Here is a 15,188-nt window from a genome sequence, read left to right as displayed (position 1 = left end):
AAGCAACAATGACTTTCAGGATGGATTTGGGTCAAAAGCGAGGCTCGGTTCCGGCTTAAATCGCCTCAGTTTTCTCTCCGACTGGCCGGGGTCCGGCCGTCGGGAACGGCCGGAGGCTGAGAGCGTCGGGAACGCATCTCAGGCGACCCAGGACTGGGAGATAAAGCTGAGGTTTACCGCTTGCGGCGATTTATTTGGCCGGGAGTCCGGGGCCTCGGGGGAGTGACGGTGACTCCACCGAGACGTTCACCGTCTCTGTGATGACATATAAAGCAGGGCTAGAAGTGAACGGAACCTAAGTCCATCGTTCATAGAACGTATTTTGGGCTAAAAGACAGCCATTTAGAATGAGTGAAGATCGTCGTCTCAAACCAACACCATCCTGTCCTTTTTTGGTATCAGCGCTTGCGGAATCCCCTGCCAGAATGGTTTTAAGCAAACCAATGAGGAGTCCGAATATGTCACGTGCCGCGCTGATCAATATTGATACCCAACGGTCTTTCTTCCACCGGAATTACTGGCAAGAGGATGATGTGCCTGCGTTTCAGCAGGCGATGCTGGCGCTTATTGCCGGCTGCCAGCAGAAGGGCATACCGGTGGTGGATATCTTCCACGTGGATGAAGACGATGTTTTTTCGCTGAAATCCGGGTTTGTTACGCCGATGCCGTTTTTGCAGCATCAGGCAGCGGTCAGTTTCCAGAAACACGTTCATAACGCGTTTACCGATACCGGGCTGGATCATTGGCTCCGTACCCGAGACATCAACCACCTGATTATCTGTGGGATCCGCACCGAGCAATGCTGTGAAACCACCGCGCGCGTTGCCTCTGACCTGGGTTACCGGGTTTCTTTCGTGAGCGAAGCCATGCTCACCTTCCCGATGACCTGGAAAGGCGTTACGCTGGACTCCGCCACCCTGCGCCACCGCACTGAAACCGTGCTGGCCGGGCGGTTCGCCGAAATACAAACCGTAGCCGAGTGTCTGGAGTCGCTGGAATGAGTATTGGGGTCTGGTTTGTGGTGCTGCCGGGGATATTATCCCTCGATCTGAGCGGCCCGGCGGAAACGCTGGGGCTGGCGAAGAACGCGTTTGATCTGCACTACATTGGGCCAGACCCCCAGGTTGAAACCTCCATTGGCCTGACCTTCAGCGGTATTCAGCCGCTACCTGAAAACCTTCCCCCCGGGAGCCTGCTGGTGCTGCCCGGCGTGTGCGATTCAAACCGATTTTTTGCCACGCCGCAGGCAGAAGAGGTCAGGCGTTGGTTAACCCGCCTGCAGCCGCAAATTCACAGCCAGCAGCTTAACCTGATGTGCGTGTGCTCCGGGGCGCTGCTGGCGGCACGAGCGGGACTGATGCATGGCATTCAGTGCACAACGCATCATGACGTCCTTGAGCGATTGAAAGCGGCGGCCCCCGGCGCGCAGGTCAAAGACAACCGGATTTTTGTTGAAGACCGGGGGATTTGGACCAGCGCCGGGATAACCTCCGGGATCGATCTTTCCCTGCATTTGATTAACCGCTACTGCGGCCCGAGGGTAGCGCTGGAGGTAGCCAGAGAGATGGTGGTCTGGTTCCGCCGCTCGGGCGACGACCCGCAGCTTTCACCCTGGCTTCGCTACCGGAATCATATTCATCCCGCCGTGCACCGTGCGCAGGATCTGCTTGCCGCATCTCCTGAAGCGCCCTGGCCGGTACCGGAAATTGCCGACCGGGTTCACGTCAGCCCGCGGCACTTATCCCGCCTTTTTCAGCAGCATTTGGGGATTTCCGTGCGCGACTATCTGGAACAGCTGCGGCTTGCGGTAGCAGAGCAACGGCTACAGCAGGGGCAGCGCCTCGAGCAGGCCGCCAGCGCCGCAGGATTTTCTTCCCCGCGCCAGCTGCATCGGGCGCGGGGCAGAATGCGTGGCGCTTAGCTAACCAGTTTTTTGCGGTCGAGTTTTCCAACGCCAACGGCCAGCAGCAGGCTGCCTGCCAGCGTTGCGCCGAAAATCCACAGAATATCCAGCACCGGCCAGTGGGTCAGTTGGATATCGTGTGTGCGCAAATAATGAATGATCAGCGCATGAAACCCGTAAATGCCCAGCGAGTAGCGCGAAATAAACGTCAGGCCGGGCAGCGGGCGTTGGTTCAGGCAGTTCTTCGCCACGACCAGCAGGCTAATGGCGGCAATAAACACCAGCGGGCCGCAATACACATAGAAGGTTTCGGCGAAGTTCTGGTTGATTTCCAACTGCCGGTGGGTGCCCAGCGCAATCGACATGACGCAAATCACGAACAGGCTGCCTGCCAGGCCACTCACGCCTTTTCTTTGGGTATCGAACATGCCAATCGCCCGGCCTAACAGGCCGTAAAGCACGTAATAGAAGGTGTCGCCGTTAATGTAGAGGTTAACGGGCAGCCAGCGCATATTGCCCAGCGTCTGCGGCACCGTGTTGGGGTTGGCTACCACGCCGAGCAGCACCATCAACCCAAGGATTGTCACCGCGCTGACCTTCTTCACCTGTATCAGCGGCGAAAGCAGGTAAATCACCATAATCGCGAAGAAAAACCACAGGTGATAGAACACCGGTTTTACCAGGATGTAGCGCAGCGCAAGGCCGACGCTTATCGGGGTAAACAGCCAGATATAGAGCAGCGCAATGGCGCTATAAAACAGCAGGCAGCTGGCTATGCGTAGAAAATGGCGCTGCTGCGCGCTGCGTTCGCCAAAAAACAGATACCCGGAAATCATGAAAAACAGCGGCACGCTGACGCGTGAAGCCGAGTTCAGAACGTTTGAAAAATCCCAGCTAAAAGCGGTTACGGTATGTGGATTGGTGATGTACCAGGTCGTGGTATGGATCATAACCACCATCAGGCAGGCAATGCCCCGAAGGTTATCAATCCAGTTTATTTTTTGCTGCATTCGTTCCCCTGAAGCCGCTTGTGTACCTGCGCCCGGAAATGTCTGAGTTTGCTCCGCGCATCTTGCTATCCCCGCGACGGCTTCGCAAAATGCCGGACTCCACGGGGAGTATGAATAAGAAACCGAGTTTAACGCACTGGTAGCAAATGATGATGGCAGAAAGAAAAAATAGACTCCTCTTAAGCGCTTTTTTCGCGCTCATGCTTAGCGCCTGCAGCGCGCCACAGCAGGAAAGCCAGTCGGCAAAAGAGCGTCGGCCGATTGTTCATACCGGGACGATGGAGCTTGCCTGTAAAAACCAGGCCGCGTACCGCTACAACACGCAGCCGCAGCGCATCAACCTGTCTGAATTTAAGCAGTACCAGGCCAGCTACGAAATGATGGGCAGCACCACCCGCAAAGAGGGATTTACCTGTTCGTTTGACGAAAGTGGTCAATTTTCACACCTTTCCAGCCGCGAAAACCTCAACCAACGGGCAACAACCTGACGCCTTTCCCGCTCACGGCCGTTCCGTTGCCGTGTTGATACAACTCGACCGCGTTTGCGTATATACTGGCCGCTTCTCTTAAATCCACCGAACGCGTGCGAATTCAACATGCAAAAGTTTGATACCAAGACCTTTCAAGGCCTGATCCTGACCTTACAGGACTACTGGGCTCGCCAGGGCTGCACCATTGTTCAACCTTTGGACATGGAAGTAGGCGCAGGCACCTCTCACCCGATGACCAGCCTGCGTGCCTTAGGCCCGGAGCCAATGGCCACCGCTTACGTGCAGCCGTCCCGCCGTCCTACCGATGGCCGCTATGGCGAAAACCCGAACCGTTTACAGCACTACTATCAGTTCCAGGTGGTGATTAAGCCTTCCCCGGATAACATTCAGGAGCTGTACCTCGGGTCTCTGAAAGAGCTGGGTATGGATCCAACGATTCATGACATTCGCTTCGTGGAAGATAACTGGGAAAACCCAACGCTTGGCGCATGGGGCCTGGGCTGGGAAGTGTGGCTTAACGGCATGGAAGTGACGCAGTTCACCTACTTCCAGCAGGTTGGCGGCCTGGAGTGTAAGCCGGTGACCGGCGAAATCACCTACGGTTTAGAGCGTCTTGCGATGTACATTCAGGGCGTAGACAGCGTTTACGACCTCGTGTGGAGCGACGGCCCGCTGGGTAAAACCACCTACGGCGACGTGTTCCACCAGAACGAAGTGGAGCAGTCCACCTATAACTTCGAATACGCCGACGTGGACTTCCTGTTCACCTGCTTCGAGCAGTACGAGAAAGAAGCGCAGCAGCTGCTGGCGCTGGAAACTCCGCTGCCGCTGCCGGCCTACGAACGTATTCTGAAAGCCGCTCACAGCTTTAACCTGCTGGATGCGCGCAAGGCCATTTCCGTGACCGAGCGCCAGCGCTACATTCTGCGCATTCGCACCCTGACCAAAGCCGTGGCCGAAGCCTACTACGCTTCTCGTGAAGCGCTTGGCTTCCCGATGTGTAATAAGAACAACTAAGAGGCCGCCATGTCTGAAAAAACTTTTCTGGTGGAGATCGGCACTGAAGAGCTGCCACCAAAAGCCCTGCGCAGCCTGGCTGAATCCTTCGCTGCTAACGTTACCGCCGAGCTGGATGCGGCCAACATCGCCCACGGCGAAGTAAAATGGTTTGCTGCTCCGCGTCGCCTGGCGCTGAAAATCGCTAACCTGGCGGCTTCTCAGCCGGATCGCGAAGTCGAAAAACGCGGCCCTGCGGTGTCTGCGGCGTTTGACGCCGAAGGCAAACCAAGCAAAGCTGCCGAAGGCTGGGCTCGTGGCTGCGGAATTACCGTTGACCAGGCCGAGCGTCTGGCGACCGACAAAGGCGAATGGCTGATGTACCGCGCCCACGTGAAGGGCGAAAGCGTGCAGGCACTGCTGCCGAACATGATCGCCACTTCCCTGGCGAAGCTGCCGATTCCAAAACTGATGCGCTGGGGCGCGTCCGACATTCAGTTCGTGCGCCCGGTTCACACCGTGACGCTGCTGCTGGGTGACGAGCTGATCCCTGCCACTATTCTGGGCATTCAGTCCGATCGCGTGATTCGCGGCCACCGCTTTATGGGCGAGCCGGAATTCACCATCGACAATGCCGACCAGTATCCTCAAGTCCTGCAGGAGCGCGGGAAGGTCATCGCTGATTACGAAGCGCGTAAAGCCACAATCAAACGTGATGCTGAAGAAGCCGCCCGTAAAATTGGCGGTAACGCGGACCTGAGCGAAAGCCTTCTGGAAGAAGTCACCTCGCTGGTGGAATGGCCGGTGGTGCTGACCGCGAAGTTCGAAGAGAAATTCCTGGCCGTGCCTGCCGAAGCGCTGGTTTACACCATGAAGGGTGACCAGAAGTACTTCCCGGTTTACGACAACAGCGGCAAGCTGCTGCCAAACTTCATCTTCGTGACGAACATCGAGTCGAAAGACCCGGTGCAGATCATTTCCGGTAACGAGAAGGTGGTTCGCCCGCGCCTGGCGGACGCCGAGTTCTTCTTCAATACCGACCGCAAAAAGCGTCTGGAAGATAACCTGCCGCGTCTGGAAACCGTATTGTTCCAGAAAGAGCTGGGCACCCTGCGCGACAAAACTAACCGCATCGAAGCGCTTTCAGGCTGGATTGCGGGCCAGATTGGCGCAGACGTGAATCATGCAACCCGCGCTGGCCTGCTGTCCAAGTGTGACCTGATGACCAACATGGTGTTCGAGTTTACCGATACCCAGGGCATCATGGGCATGCACTACGCACGTCACGACGGCGAAGCGGAAGACGTAGCGGTTGCGCTAAACGAGCAGTATCAGCCTCGCTTTGCGGGCGATGAACTGCCGTCTAACCTGGTGGCCTGTGCGGTGGCGATTGCCGACAAGATGGACACCCTTGCGGGCATCTTCGGCATTGGTCAGCATCCGAAAGGCGATAAAGACCCGTTCGCGCTGCGCCGTGCCGCGCTGGGCGTGCTGCGCATTATCGTTGAGAAAAACCTGCCGCTGGATCTGCAGACCCTGACCGAAGAAGCGGTTCGCCTCTACGGCAGCAAGCTGACCAACACCAACGTAGTGGATGAGGTTATCGACTTTATGCTGGGCCGCTTCCGCGCCTGGTATCAGGAAGAAGGCCACGCGGTTGACACCATTCAGGCGGTGCTGGCGCGTCGTCCAACCAAACCGGCGGACTTCGACGCCCGCATGAAGGCGGTTTCCCACTTCCGTACTCTGGAAGCGGCGGCGTCTCTTGCGGCGGCTAACAAGCGTGTGTCCAACATTCTTGCCAAGTCCGATGAAGTGCTGAACGACATCGTGCATGCTTCTGTCCTGAAAGAGGCCGAAGAAATTCGCCTGGCGACTAACGTGGTTGTGCTGCGCGATAAGCTGCAGCCGTACTTCGCCGAAGGCCGTTACCAGGAAGCCCTGGAAGAGCTGGCCAATCTGCGCGAGCCGGTGGATGAGTTCTTCGACAAGGTAATGGTTAACGCGGAAGATAAAGATCTGCGTATTAACCGCCTGACGCTGCTGACCAAGCTGCGCGAGCTGTTCCTGCAGGTGGCGGATATCTCCCTGTTGCAGTAATGGTTTAAAAGCTATACACCTTCAGAAACCCGCTTCGGCGGGTTTTTTTATTAATTTTTTTACTTTCAAATATCAATGGATTAACAAAAAGTCGCGCCAGGGGCGATAAGGTAAATCTGCGCCGAACCGATATATCTCATATCGGCCACTACTTCAGGAACGTTCGGCGCTATGAAAAATATCAAAGTTATTACCGGCATCGTGACTACGCTCGGGATTTTCAGCGTGTTGTTGCTGGTGACCGGGGCTCTGTTCTACTCCTCCGTCAGCAGCGATCGCCTTAACTTCCAAAATACCGGCCTGCTTAACTACCAGCAACAGCAGCTTGGCGGCAGCTTCCAGACGCTGGTTGAAACCCGCGTCACCATCAACCGCGTGGCGATTCGTGTCCTGAAAAATCAGCGCGATCCTGCCTCGCTGGAGGCGATGAACAAGCTGCTGACGAATGCTGGCGGGCTGCTGGTCGAGGCGCAAAAGCAGTTCAGCAACTACATGGATTCCGACGATGTGCCGGGCCAGGACAAAGCCATTGATGACAAAGCGGCCGCCAGCTTTAAGCAAATGCATGACGTCATGGCGCAGTCCATTCAGTTCCTGAAGGCCGATAACTACCAGGCCTACGGCAACCTTGATGCCCAGCAGGCTCAGGACGATTTCAAAGCCGTTTATGGCCAGTGGCTGACCCAAAACACCCGTCTGCTGAAGGCCGCCAGCGCGCAGAACCAAAGCAGCTATACCGGTATGCTCTGGACGCTGGGCACCATTTTGCTGATTGTTATCGCCGCGCTGGTGGTTATCTGGCTGGGTCTGCAGCGCGTGCTGCTGTGGCCGCTAAAAACCGCGATGGGGCACATTCAGGCTATCTCGGAAGGGGATTTAACCCGCACTATCGACGCCGAAGGGCGCAGCGAAATGAGCCGCCTGTCTGCCGGGCTTAAATCCATGCAGCAGTCGCTGGCGAAGACCGTGAGCGTGGTGCGCGACAACGCCGATTCCATTTACACCGGCGCCAGCGAAATATCTGCCGGCAGCAGCGATCTCTCCTCCCGCACCGAGCAGCAGGCAGCGGCGCTGGAAGAGACGGCGGCCAGCATGGAGCAGCTTACCGCCACCGTGAAACAGAACACCGACAACGCACGCCAGGCGACCGGTCTGGCGAAAAACGCCTCCGAAACCGCGCAGAAAGGCGGGCGAGTGGTCGATAGCGTGGTCAGCACGATGAACGAAATCGCCGAAAGCTCCGGCAAAATCGTGGATATCACCAGCGTTATCGACAGTATTGCCTTCCAGACCAACATTCTGGCGCTTAACGCCGCGGTAGAAGCTGCCCGTGCGGGCGAGCAGGGCCGTGGATTTGCCGTTGTTGCAGGGGAGGTCAGAACGCTGGCCAGCCGCAGCGCGCAGGCCGCGAAAGAGATTAAAGTGCTGATTGAAAACTCGGTATCGCGCATAGATACCGGCTCAAGCCAGGTTCGCGAAGCCGGTGCGACCATGAAGGAAATCGTTTCGGCTGTCACCCGCGTGACCGACATTATGGGTGAAATTGCTTCCGCTTCCGAAGAACAAAGCAAAGGCATTGAGCAGGTGGCACAGGCGGTGTCCGAGATGGACAGCGTGACCCAGCAAAATGCCTCGCTGGTGGAAGAGTCCGCTTCTGCCGCTGCCGCGCTGGAAGATCAGGCGAGCGAACTGCGTCAGGCTGTGGCGGTGTTCCAGCTTCAGCAGGCCGGAGGGCGTCGTGTGGAGCCAGTGCAGGAAAAACTGCGTCCTCAGCCGGCCATGTTAAAACCACAGGCAGCGTCGGCGGCCGATGCAAACTGGGAAACGTTCTGATCCCGGCGCTAAAATGACAAACCCCGCATCATAGCGGGGTTGTTTTCAAACGGAGCAACGATTTTCTAGCTTATTAACTGCTTACTGAGGCCTGGATTGGCCTGAATCAGACGCATCAATTTCATTTCGGTGCTTGAGGGCTTGAGTCGTCTGGACTCCCATTCCTGCACCATCGTGACGCTAACCCCCATCGCCTGAGCAAAATCATCGATTTTTAGTCCGGTACTTTTACGTAGCTGCTCAAACTCCGAGAAGGCGCTGGGTTTCTGACTCAGGCTAATGACCTGATTATCTTTAAAAACAATCTGCTCAAGACTGCTAAGCAGCTCAACCATTGGATCTTTATATTCCATTGAGAACTCCTCATAAATCACACAGCGAGAACGTGAACGCAAAGAAGCCTATTAACTGTAGCTGGATTTAAAGCGTGCGTAGGATCACGTTAGGGGCTAAACGTGCTGAAAAAAAATGCTTATGCGTTTCAGCTGAATGCCCAGTCGAAGTAAGCGTTTGAAAAGCTTCTGATGGTGGGCGTTAGTATAAATGTGTAAATAGTTATGCAAATCCTTAGCAAGCTAATCCAGCCTTTGTCCCGCAGGGCTTTTCGCGCGCAGTCTTCCGCCGTGGAAGAAGCATAAGAGATTATTGCGAAAGGGTATCTTGCGAAGGGCTGTTGGACTATTCTTAGCATCGTTATTGGGTGGCAATTTGCCAGGTAGTGCATTGGTGACAGGAGTAGAAATGATGGCGACAGGTAAGTCCTGGTCTCGCTGGTTTGCGCCGCTGGCGGCGTTATTAATGGTGGTGAGCCTGAGTGGTTGCTTCGATAAAGAAGGCGACCAGCGTAAGGCGTTCATCGATTTTCTGCAAAACACGGCTATGCGTAGCGGCGATCGTCTGCCAACGCTGACGTCCGATCAGAAAAAACAGTTTGGCCCGCTGGTCTCCGACTACGCCATTCTGTACGGCTTCTCCCAGCAGGTTAGCCAGGCAATGGACGAAGGAATGAAGCCGGTCGTGGATAGCGTGAACAGCATCCGCGCGCCGCAGGATTATATGACCCAGCGCGACGCGCTGCGCCAGGCTAACGGCTCGCTGAACGTCTTAGGTCAGCAGGTGCAAAATGCAAAAATGCAGGCCGACGGCGCGCTTGCGGCGCTGAAACAGCCTGACGATCTGAAAACCGTTTACTACCAGGTTTACCAGAAAGTGGTGACCGGCCCGGCGAACGCCATGGCGCCGCTGATCCCAGCCGCGCAAACCCTGACCCAGCAGCTGGTACAGGTGGGTGATTTTATCGCTCAGCAGGGGACTCAGGTTGGCTTTGCTAACGGCGGTATTCAGTTCCCGACTTCCCAGCAGGCAAGCCAGTACAACTCGCTGATTGGTCCGCTGTCTGCCCAGCATCAGGCGTTTACTCAGGCCTGGAGCGCGGCACAGACCGCAATGCAGTAAATTTAGTAAGCTAAGAAAAGGCGGAGCGCTTAACGGCGACTCCGCTTTTTTTATGGGCGTTAATACGGAACTATTTCAGCACCTGCGGGTTCACGCAGTTCACTTCCACCTTGCCGGTCAGCGCGGTAATCAGGTTTTCCACCGCGCATTCTGCCATGCCATAGCGCGTTTCATGGGTGGCTGAGCCGATGTGCGGCAGGGCCACCACGTTTGGCATGCCGAGTAGTGGGGAGTCCAGCGGCAGCGGTTCCTGCTCAAAAACATCCAGCCCGGCGGCGTGAATTTTCCCCTCTTCCAACGCCTGAATCAGCGCTTTTTCGTCAACCACCGGGCCGCGCCCGACGTTGATCAGAATGGCGGAGGATTTCATCTTCGCAATTTGCTCTGCGCCAATCAGATGGCGGGTTTCTTCGCTTAACGGCAGCAGGATACAAACGAAATCGGACTCTGCCAGCAGGGTGTCCAGGTCGCAGTAGCGGGCGTTAAAACGCTCTTCCGCTTCTTTATGATGGCGACGGGCGTTGTACAGAATCGGCATGCTGAAGCCGAAGTGTGCGCGCTGTGCCAGCGCCAGGCCGATGCGTCCCATGCCCAGAATACCGAGCGTTTTATGGTGCACGTCGATACCAAACCAGTCAGCGCCAATACTGCTTTGCCATTCGCCTACCTTCACGCGCTCGGCGACTTCCACCACGCGGCGTGCGCTGGAGAGGATCAGGGCCATGGCGGTGTCGGCCACCGTTTCAGTCAGCACCGTCGGCGTATGCATCAGCACCACGCCGCGCTCGTTCAGGGCCTCCACGTTAAAGTTGTCGTAGCCGACAGAAACGGTAGAAGCCGCACGCAGCTTGGGCGTATTGGCCAAAAACGCGCCGTCGACTTTGCCGCCGGAGCCCAGGATACCTTCCGCGTTGGCAAAAAGCTCTGCGTTCGCTTGCACGGTTTCCGGGCTGATATCGTCAAGCTGGGTGACGGTAAAGTGGCTTTCAAGTCGGGACAGCAGGTTATCAGGCAGCGCCTTGTAGAGGATGACGGACGGCTTCATGAGATTCTCCGTTTTCGGTTAAACGCGAACCGGGCGACAAATCGCCCGGCGCGGGGTCAGGCGTGATGTGCGCCGGACGGTATTTGTTGATGGTTAGCAGGCTTAACAATCAGAGTAAGCCATACCGAGGCGAGCAGCGCCAGCCCCATAAAGACATAGGACGCCGCCGGGCTGCCCGTGGCGCCGTTCAGGTAGCCCACAAACCAGGAGCCGACGAAAGAACCCAGCGCACCCATGCTGTTGATTAAAGCCATCGCCCCGCCGGCCACGTTCTTCGGCAGCATCTCCGGGATAATGGCGAAGAACGGGCCGTACGGGGCGTACATTGCTGCCCCGGCAATCACCAGCAGCGTATAGGACACCCAGAAATGGTTGGCCCCGACCAGCCATGAGCCCAGGAACGCCAGCGCGCCAATCAGCAGCAGCGGCCAGACGAACAGCTTCCGGTTTTGCATTTTGTCCGACGCCCAGGAGACGGCGATCATCGCGATAGTCGCGGCCAGGTAAGGTACGGAAGAGAGCCAGCCGACCTCCACCATCCCCATGCCCGCCGCACCCGCGCTGCGGATAATCGACGGTAGCCACAGCACGAAACCGTACACGCCGATGCTCCAGGCGAAGTACTGCATACACAGGATAACCACGTTACGTGACCGGAAGGCTTCACCGTAGTTACGCACGGCTTTAATGCCTTCCTGTTCTTTTTGTAGCTGTGCCTGCAAGGCAGATTTTTCACCGTCTGACAGCCAGCCCACCTGGGCAGGTTTATCTTTTACCAGCATCCACCAGGCAAAAGCCCAGATAACCGCCGGGATCCCCTCGAAGATAAACATTTCGCGCCAGCCGAAGGCCTGAATCAGGTAGCCGGACACCACCGACATCCACAGCACGGTGACCGGGTTGCCGAGGATCAGGAAAGTATTGGCGCGGGAACGTTCGGACCTGGTAAACCAGTTGCTGATATAAATCAGCATCGCCGGCATCACCGCCGCCTCAACCACGCCGAGCACAAAGCGAATGGCGGCCAGCATCGGAATGTTGCTCACCATGCCGGTCAGCGAGGCGCAGCCGCCCCATAAGATCAGGCAGACGAAGATAAGTTTGCGCACGCTGCGGCGCTCGGCGTACATCGCCCCGGGGATCTGGAAGAAGAAGTAGCCGAGGAAGAACAGCGCGCCCAGCAGGGATGAAATCCCTTTGGTAATGCCGAGGTCATCGTTGATGCCCGCGGCGGAGGCGAAGCTGAAGTTGGCGCGGTCGAGGTAAGCCAGGCTATACGTGATAAACACGATAGGCATGATGTACCACCAGCGCTTCGGCGCGATTGTCTGGTTTTTCATGAGAGTGCCTCTATCTTGAGGTTAACCGTATCGCTTTGTCTGTAGGGTACAAAGCGATGGAGTCGGGTTTATTCGCCCAGTGCGCTTCGGGTCGGTAGACCTTCGCTGTCACCGATGACCTGTATCGCCAGTGAGCCGATTTTGTTGCCCCGGCTGACGGCCTGATGCAAAGATTTCCCTTCCAGCAGGGCGCTTATCACCCCGACCGCAAAGCCGTCTCCGGCACCCACGGTATCCACTACGTTGTCTACTTTTACCGCCGCGACCGCGCCTTTCTCGCCGTCTGCGGTTTTATACCAGGCGCCGTCCGCGCCGGTTTTTAGCACTACGACTTTTACGCCATGATGAAGATAAAAATCGGCGATCCCTTCCGGGGTGTTTTGCCCGGTAAGCACGATGCCTTCTTTCACGCCGGGCAGCACCCAGTCGGCCTGGAAGGCCAGCTGGTTAAGCTGCTGCGCCATTTCGGCTTCGCTGCGCCACAGTACCGGGCGCAGGTTAGGATCGAAGGAGAGCGTTTTGCCCTGCTGCTTCATCGTTTTTGCCGCGTGATTCAGCAGCTCCAGCGACGTGCCTGACAGGGCTGCCGCCACGCCGCTCAGGTGCAGATGGCGCGCCGAGAGAAAGTATTCGCTGTTGAAGTCGGCCACCGACAGATGGCTGGCGGCGGAGTCCTTGCGGAAATATTCCACGATGGGATCGGTTCCATCTTCGACTTTGGATTTGAGCTGAAAGCCGGTGCGGTATTGCTCGTCTACGGTGACGGCGCGGGCATCGATGTTTTCCTTCGCCAGCTGTTGCAGCACGTAGCGGCCAAAGGAGTCATTGCCTACGCGGCTTACCCAGCCGACGTTTAAGCCCAGGCGAGCCAGCCCTGTGGCGACGTTCAGCTCGGCACCTGCGGCGCGTTTAACAAAGTGTTCGGCGGCGGCCAGATCGCCGGTTTCGCTGGCGACGAACATCGCCATCGCTTCACCAATCGTGATGACATCCAGCTGATGCATGGTTACTCCTCGCGTAGCAGATTGACGTAATGACGGGTTACCGCGACCAGGTCTCGCCCTTCCAGCGGAAACTCAATGCCGCGTGGGGCATCCACCGGCAGCATGTTCAGCAGCCCTTTCCAGTCAGAGCTGGCGTCATCCAGCGCCACGGCGCGGTAGTGGTTATGGTGGGCAACTGCCGTTTTCACGTGGATATAGCTGACGGAAGGCGCCAGGGCGCGCGCGGCCTGCTGTGGGGAATCATCCACCCATAGCCAGTTTGCCATGTCGAAAGTGAGCGTGACCGGCAGGTTGTGAACGTCACAGGCGGCCTGGAAGCGCTGCATCGGGGCCAGCTTTCCGCTGTCGGTTTGGTCGTTTTCCACCACCAGCGCGACGGGGCTTTCGCTAAGCCACTGCTTCAGCGTGTCGAACATCCGGGCGTGGTTAAACTGCCCGAGAGAGAGCTTGAGCCAGCGGGCGTTCAACTGATGAGCCTCCTGTAACAGCGAAGGGATCAGCGGATTCAGCTTGCCGTCGCCCGTGAACAGCGGCTCCGGCGCGGAATAGCAGGCTTCCAGCCCGTGCTGGGTGATTTCACCGGCCATCGTCGACAGAAAATCTAACTGCGCGGAGGTGAACAGTTCGCGGCGGATCTCTACGCCGTCGGCACCTGCTTCGGCAATAATGGGCAGCAAGGCCTGCTGCCCGCCGAGGGCGGCAATGCGGTCGTGGCCGTAGGCGGCGGTGACGACGATAATTTTTCGCGACATGGCGGTCTCCAGGGCGATAACAGCTAACTAACGATGTTATTACGCTAGATGGAACCGGTTCCAAAGAAAAGAACGCCAGTGCTAATTTTTGAGCGCCATCACGAACAAAAGATTTAGCGGGAGGTGGAGCCGCGCACGATAAGCTCGCCGGAAAAGAGCTGCTCACGCACGGTTTCAGCGGTACCTTCAATGCGCCTCACAACCTGCTCCAGCGCGGCATAGCCTATCTGCCAGGTCGGCTGCTTCAGGGTGGTAATGCCAACGCCGGCAAGCTCTGCCCATTCCAGCTCGTCAAAGCCCAGCAGGCCGATATCGCTGCCCCAGCTCAGGCCGATGCGGCGCAGAGAGCGGGCAACCTGCAGGGTGAGTGCGCCGTTGGCGGAGATAACCGCTTTGCGCATCCCACGGTGGCGGGTGTGGAACTGGCGCAGCGTGTTGTCGATTAACTCTGCCTCATGCAGCGGCGTTTCGGCATTTTCGGCGATCACGCCGGGATAGCGCTCCAGCGTGCTGCGAAATGCACGTAAGCGTTCATGGCGAGTATTCACCATGCCCAGCGGCTCACTCAGGAATAGTATCGCCTCGAAGCCCTGCTCGATGAGGTGTTCGGTGGCGGTGGTTGCGGCCTGAATGTTGTCCAGCCCGACCATGTCGCAGGCAAAGCCTGGGATTTTACGGTCGATAAGCACCATCGGCAGCGCGGACTGCTGCAGGCGGTTGAGCCCTTCTTCACGCATCCCAACCGCGTTGACCACGATCCCCTCAACCTGATAGCTGCGCAGCAGGTCGAGATAGTGCAGCTCCTGATCGACTTCGTTGTTGGTGTTACACACCAGCGGCGTGAAGCCTTTCTCGCGGCAGGCGGCTTCTATGCCGCTAAGCACGTCGACGGAATAGGGATTGGTGATGTCGGCAATGATCAGGCCGATGAGGCGGGTACGACCTCGTTTCAGGCCTCGGGCCATTTGGCTTGGGCGATAATCGAGATCGGCAATGGCACGCTCAATGCGGCCAAGGAGGTCGTCGGACAGCGCGTTTTGCTCGCCGTTAAGGTAGCGGGAGACGCTGGTCTTCCCGGTCTTCGCCGCTTTTGCGACATCGCTTATCGTAGGGCGCGCTGCCTTGCCGTTCATAGCCATCTCCAGAGGGGTAACCCAGCGGAGAGTAACATATTTTTTTGCGGGGGAAAGGCGATGGCCGAGCATTATGCTGCGCTGGTTGAACACCTGAAATAATAAAAAAGAGTTTCTGCGAGACGG

At 57.2% G+C, this 15,188-nt stretch carries 14 protein-coding genes; 7 read left to right on the top strand and 7 right to left on the bottom strand.

All coding sequences use genetic code 11. The features are described 5' to 3' along the window. Positions 1 to 458 precede the first annotated feature (458 nt). Both ACE38U_RS18555 and ACE38U_RS18550 read left to right on the top strand, forming a co-directional pair. Positions 459 to 1,001 (top strand): isochorismatase family protein, encoded by a 543-nt coding sequence (locus tag ACE38U_RS18555; RefSeq protein ID WP_038477439.1) that lies wholly within the window; start codon positions 459 to 461, stop codon positions 999 to 1,001. Further along, the gene (locus ACE38U_RS18550; protein WP_176981298.1) at positions 998 to 1,921 is read left to right on the top strand and encodes a GlxA family transcriptional regulator; all 924 of its coding nucleotides are present in this window, start codon (positions 998 to 1,000) and stop codon (positions 1,919 to 1,921) included. Before ACE38U_RS18555 ends, ACE38U_RS18550 begins: the two co-directional genes overlap by 4 nt. Here the strand turns inward: ACE38U_RS18550 and ACE38U_RS18545 are convergent. Continuing rightward, on the bottom strand, positions 1,918 to 2,913 hold the full coding sequence (locus ACE38U_RS18545) for an acyltransferase (protein WP_375530329.1): 996 nt from the start codon (positions 2,911 to 2,913) through the stop codon (positions 1,918 to 1,920). The two genes, ACE38U_RS18550 and ACE38U_RS18545, sit on opposite strands and share 4 nt — an antisense overlap. 200 nt (positions 2,914 to 3,113) lie before the next feature. On the opposite strand from ACE38U_RS18545, the gene ACE38U_RS18540 reads away from it, so the two are divergent. The 4 genes from ACE38U_RS18540 (at position 3,114) to tcp (ending at position 8,333) form a co-directional block, all read left to right on the top strand. Then, a complete protein-coding gene (locus ACE38U_RS18540) occupies positions 3,114 to 3,401 on the top strand; it encodes a YsaB family lipoprotein (protein WP_326979611.1) in 288 nt (95 codons plus the stop codon). Between the two features lie 108 nt (positions 3,402 to 3,509). Next, positions 3,510 to 4,421 (top strand): glycine--tRNA ligase subunit alpha, encoded by a 912-nt coding sequence (glyQ, locus tag ACE38U_RS18535; RefSeq protein ID WP_038477447.1) that lies wholly within the window; start codon positions 3,510 to 3,512, stop codon positions 4,419 to 4,421. 9 nt (positions 4,422 to 4,430) lie between these two features. Next, complete coding sequence (gene glyS / locus ACE38U_RS18530) at positions 4,431 to 6,500, top strand: glycine--tRNA ligase subunit beta (RefSeq protein WP_038477450.1); 2,070 nt, start codon at positions 4,431 to 4,433, stop codon at positions 6,498 to 6,500. A 171-nt stretch (positions 6,501 to 6,671) separates the two neighbouring features. After that, on the top strand, positions 6,672 to 8,333 hold the full coding sequence (gene tcp, locus ACE38U_RS18525) for a methyl-accepting chemotaxis citrate transducer (RefSeq protein ID WP_375530328.1): 1,662 nt from the start codon (positions 6,672 to 6,674) through the stop codon (positions 8,331 to 8,333). A 65-nt stretch (positions 8,334 to 8,398) separates the two neighbouring features. Here tcp and ACE38U_RS18520 read toward each other — a convergent pair whose 3' ends face one another. Then, positions 8,399 to 8,686 (bottom strand): HTH-type transcriptional regulator, encoded by a 288-nt coding sequence (locus tag ACE38U_RS18520; protein ID WP_038477456.1) that lies wholly within the window; start codon positions 8,684 to 8,686, stop codon positions 8,399 to 8,401. A gap of 391 nt (positions 8,687 to 9,077) precedes the next feature. Between ACE38U_RS18520 and ACE38U_RS18515 the strand changes: the two genes are divergently transcribed. Next, positions 9,078 to 9,788: a DUF3053 domain-containing protein gene (locus ACE38U_RS18515; RefSeq protein ID WP_038483066.1), complete on the top strand. Its 711-nt coding sequence runs from the start codon at positions 9,078 to 9,080 to the stop codon at positions 9,786 to 9,788. Positions 9,789 to 9,858: 70 nt separating this feature from the next. On the opposite strand, the gene ghrB is transcribed toward ACE38U_RS18515, so the two are convergent. From ghrB to ACE38U_RS18490, 5 genes are all read right to left on the bottom strand, one after another. Next, a complete protein-coding gene (gene ghrB, locus ACE38U_RS18510) occupies positions 9,859 to 10,833 on the bottom strand; it encodes a glyoxylate/hydroxypyruvate reductase GhrB (protein WP_375530327.1) in 975 nt (324 codons plus the stop codon). A 56-nt stretch (positions 10,834 to 10,889) separates the two neighbouring features. Beyond that, a complete protein-coding gene (locus ACE38U_RS18505; protein WP_038477463.1) occupies positions 10,890 to 12,173 on the bottom strand; it encodes an MFS transporter in 1,284 nt (427 codons plus the stop codon). Between the two features lie 68 nt (positions 12,174 to 12,241). Next, positions 12,242 to 13,177, bottom strand: a complete 936-nt coding sequence (locus ACE38U_RS18500; RefSeq protein WP_375530326.1) for a sugar kinase — start codon at positions 13,175 to 13,177, stop codon at positions 12,242 to 12,244. 2 nt (positions 13,178 to 13,179) lie between these two features. Continuing rightward, positions 13,180 to 13,929 (bottom strand): sugar phosphate isomerase/epimerase family protein, encoded by a 750-nt coding sequence (locus ACE38U_RS18495; protein ID WP_154187340.1) that lies wholly within the window; start codon positions 13,927 to 13,929, stop codon positions 13,180 to 13,182. A gap of 113 nt (positions 13,930 to 14,042) precedes the next feature. Beyond that, complete coding sequence (locus ACE38U_RS18490; RefSeq protein WP_375530325.1) at positions 14,043 to 15,062, bottom strand: LacI family DNA-binding transcriptional regulator; 1,020 nt, start codon at positions 15,060 to 15,062, stop codon at positions 14,043 to 14,045. Between the last annotated feature and the right edge of the window lie 126 nt (positions 15,063 to 15,188).

Source organism: Cedecea selenatireducens, assembly GCF_042138895.1.
Classification (GTDB): Bacteria; Pseudomonadota; Gammaproteobacteria; order Enterobacterales; family Enterobacteriaceae; genus Cedecea; species Cedecea selenatireducens.
The sequence above is the reverse complement of the archived record's forward strand: the minus strand, read 5'-3'. Positions and strand labels throughout refer to the sequence as shown.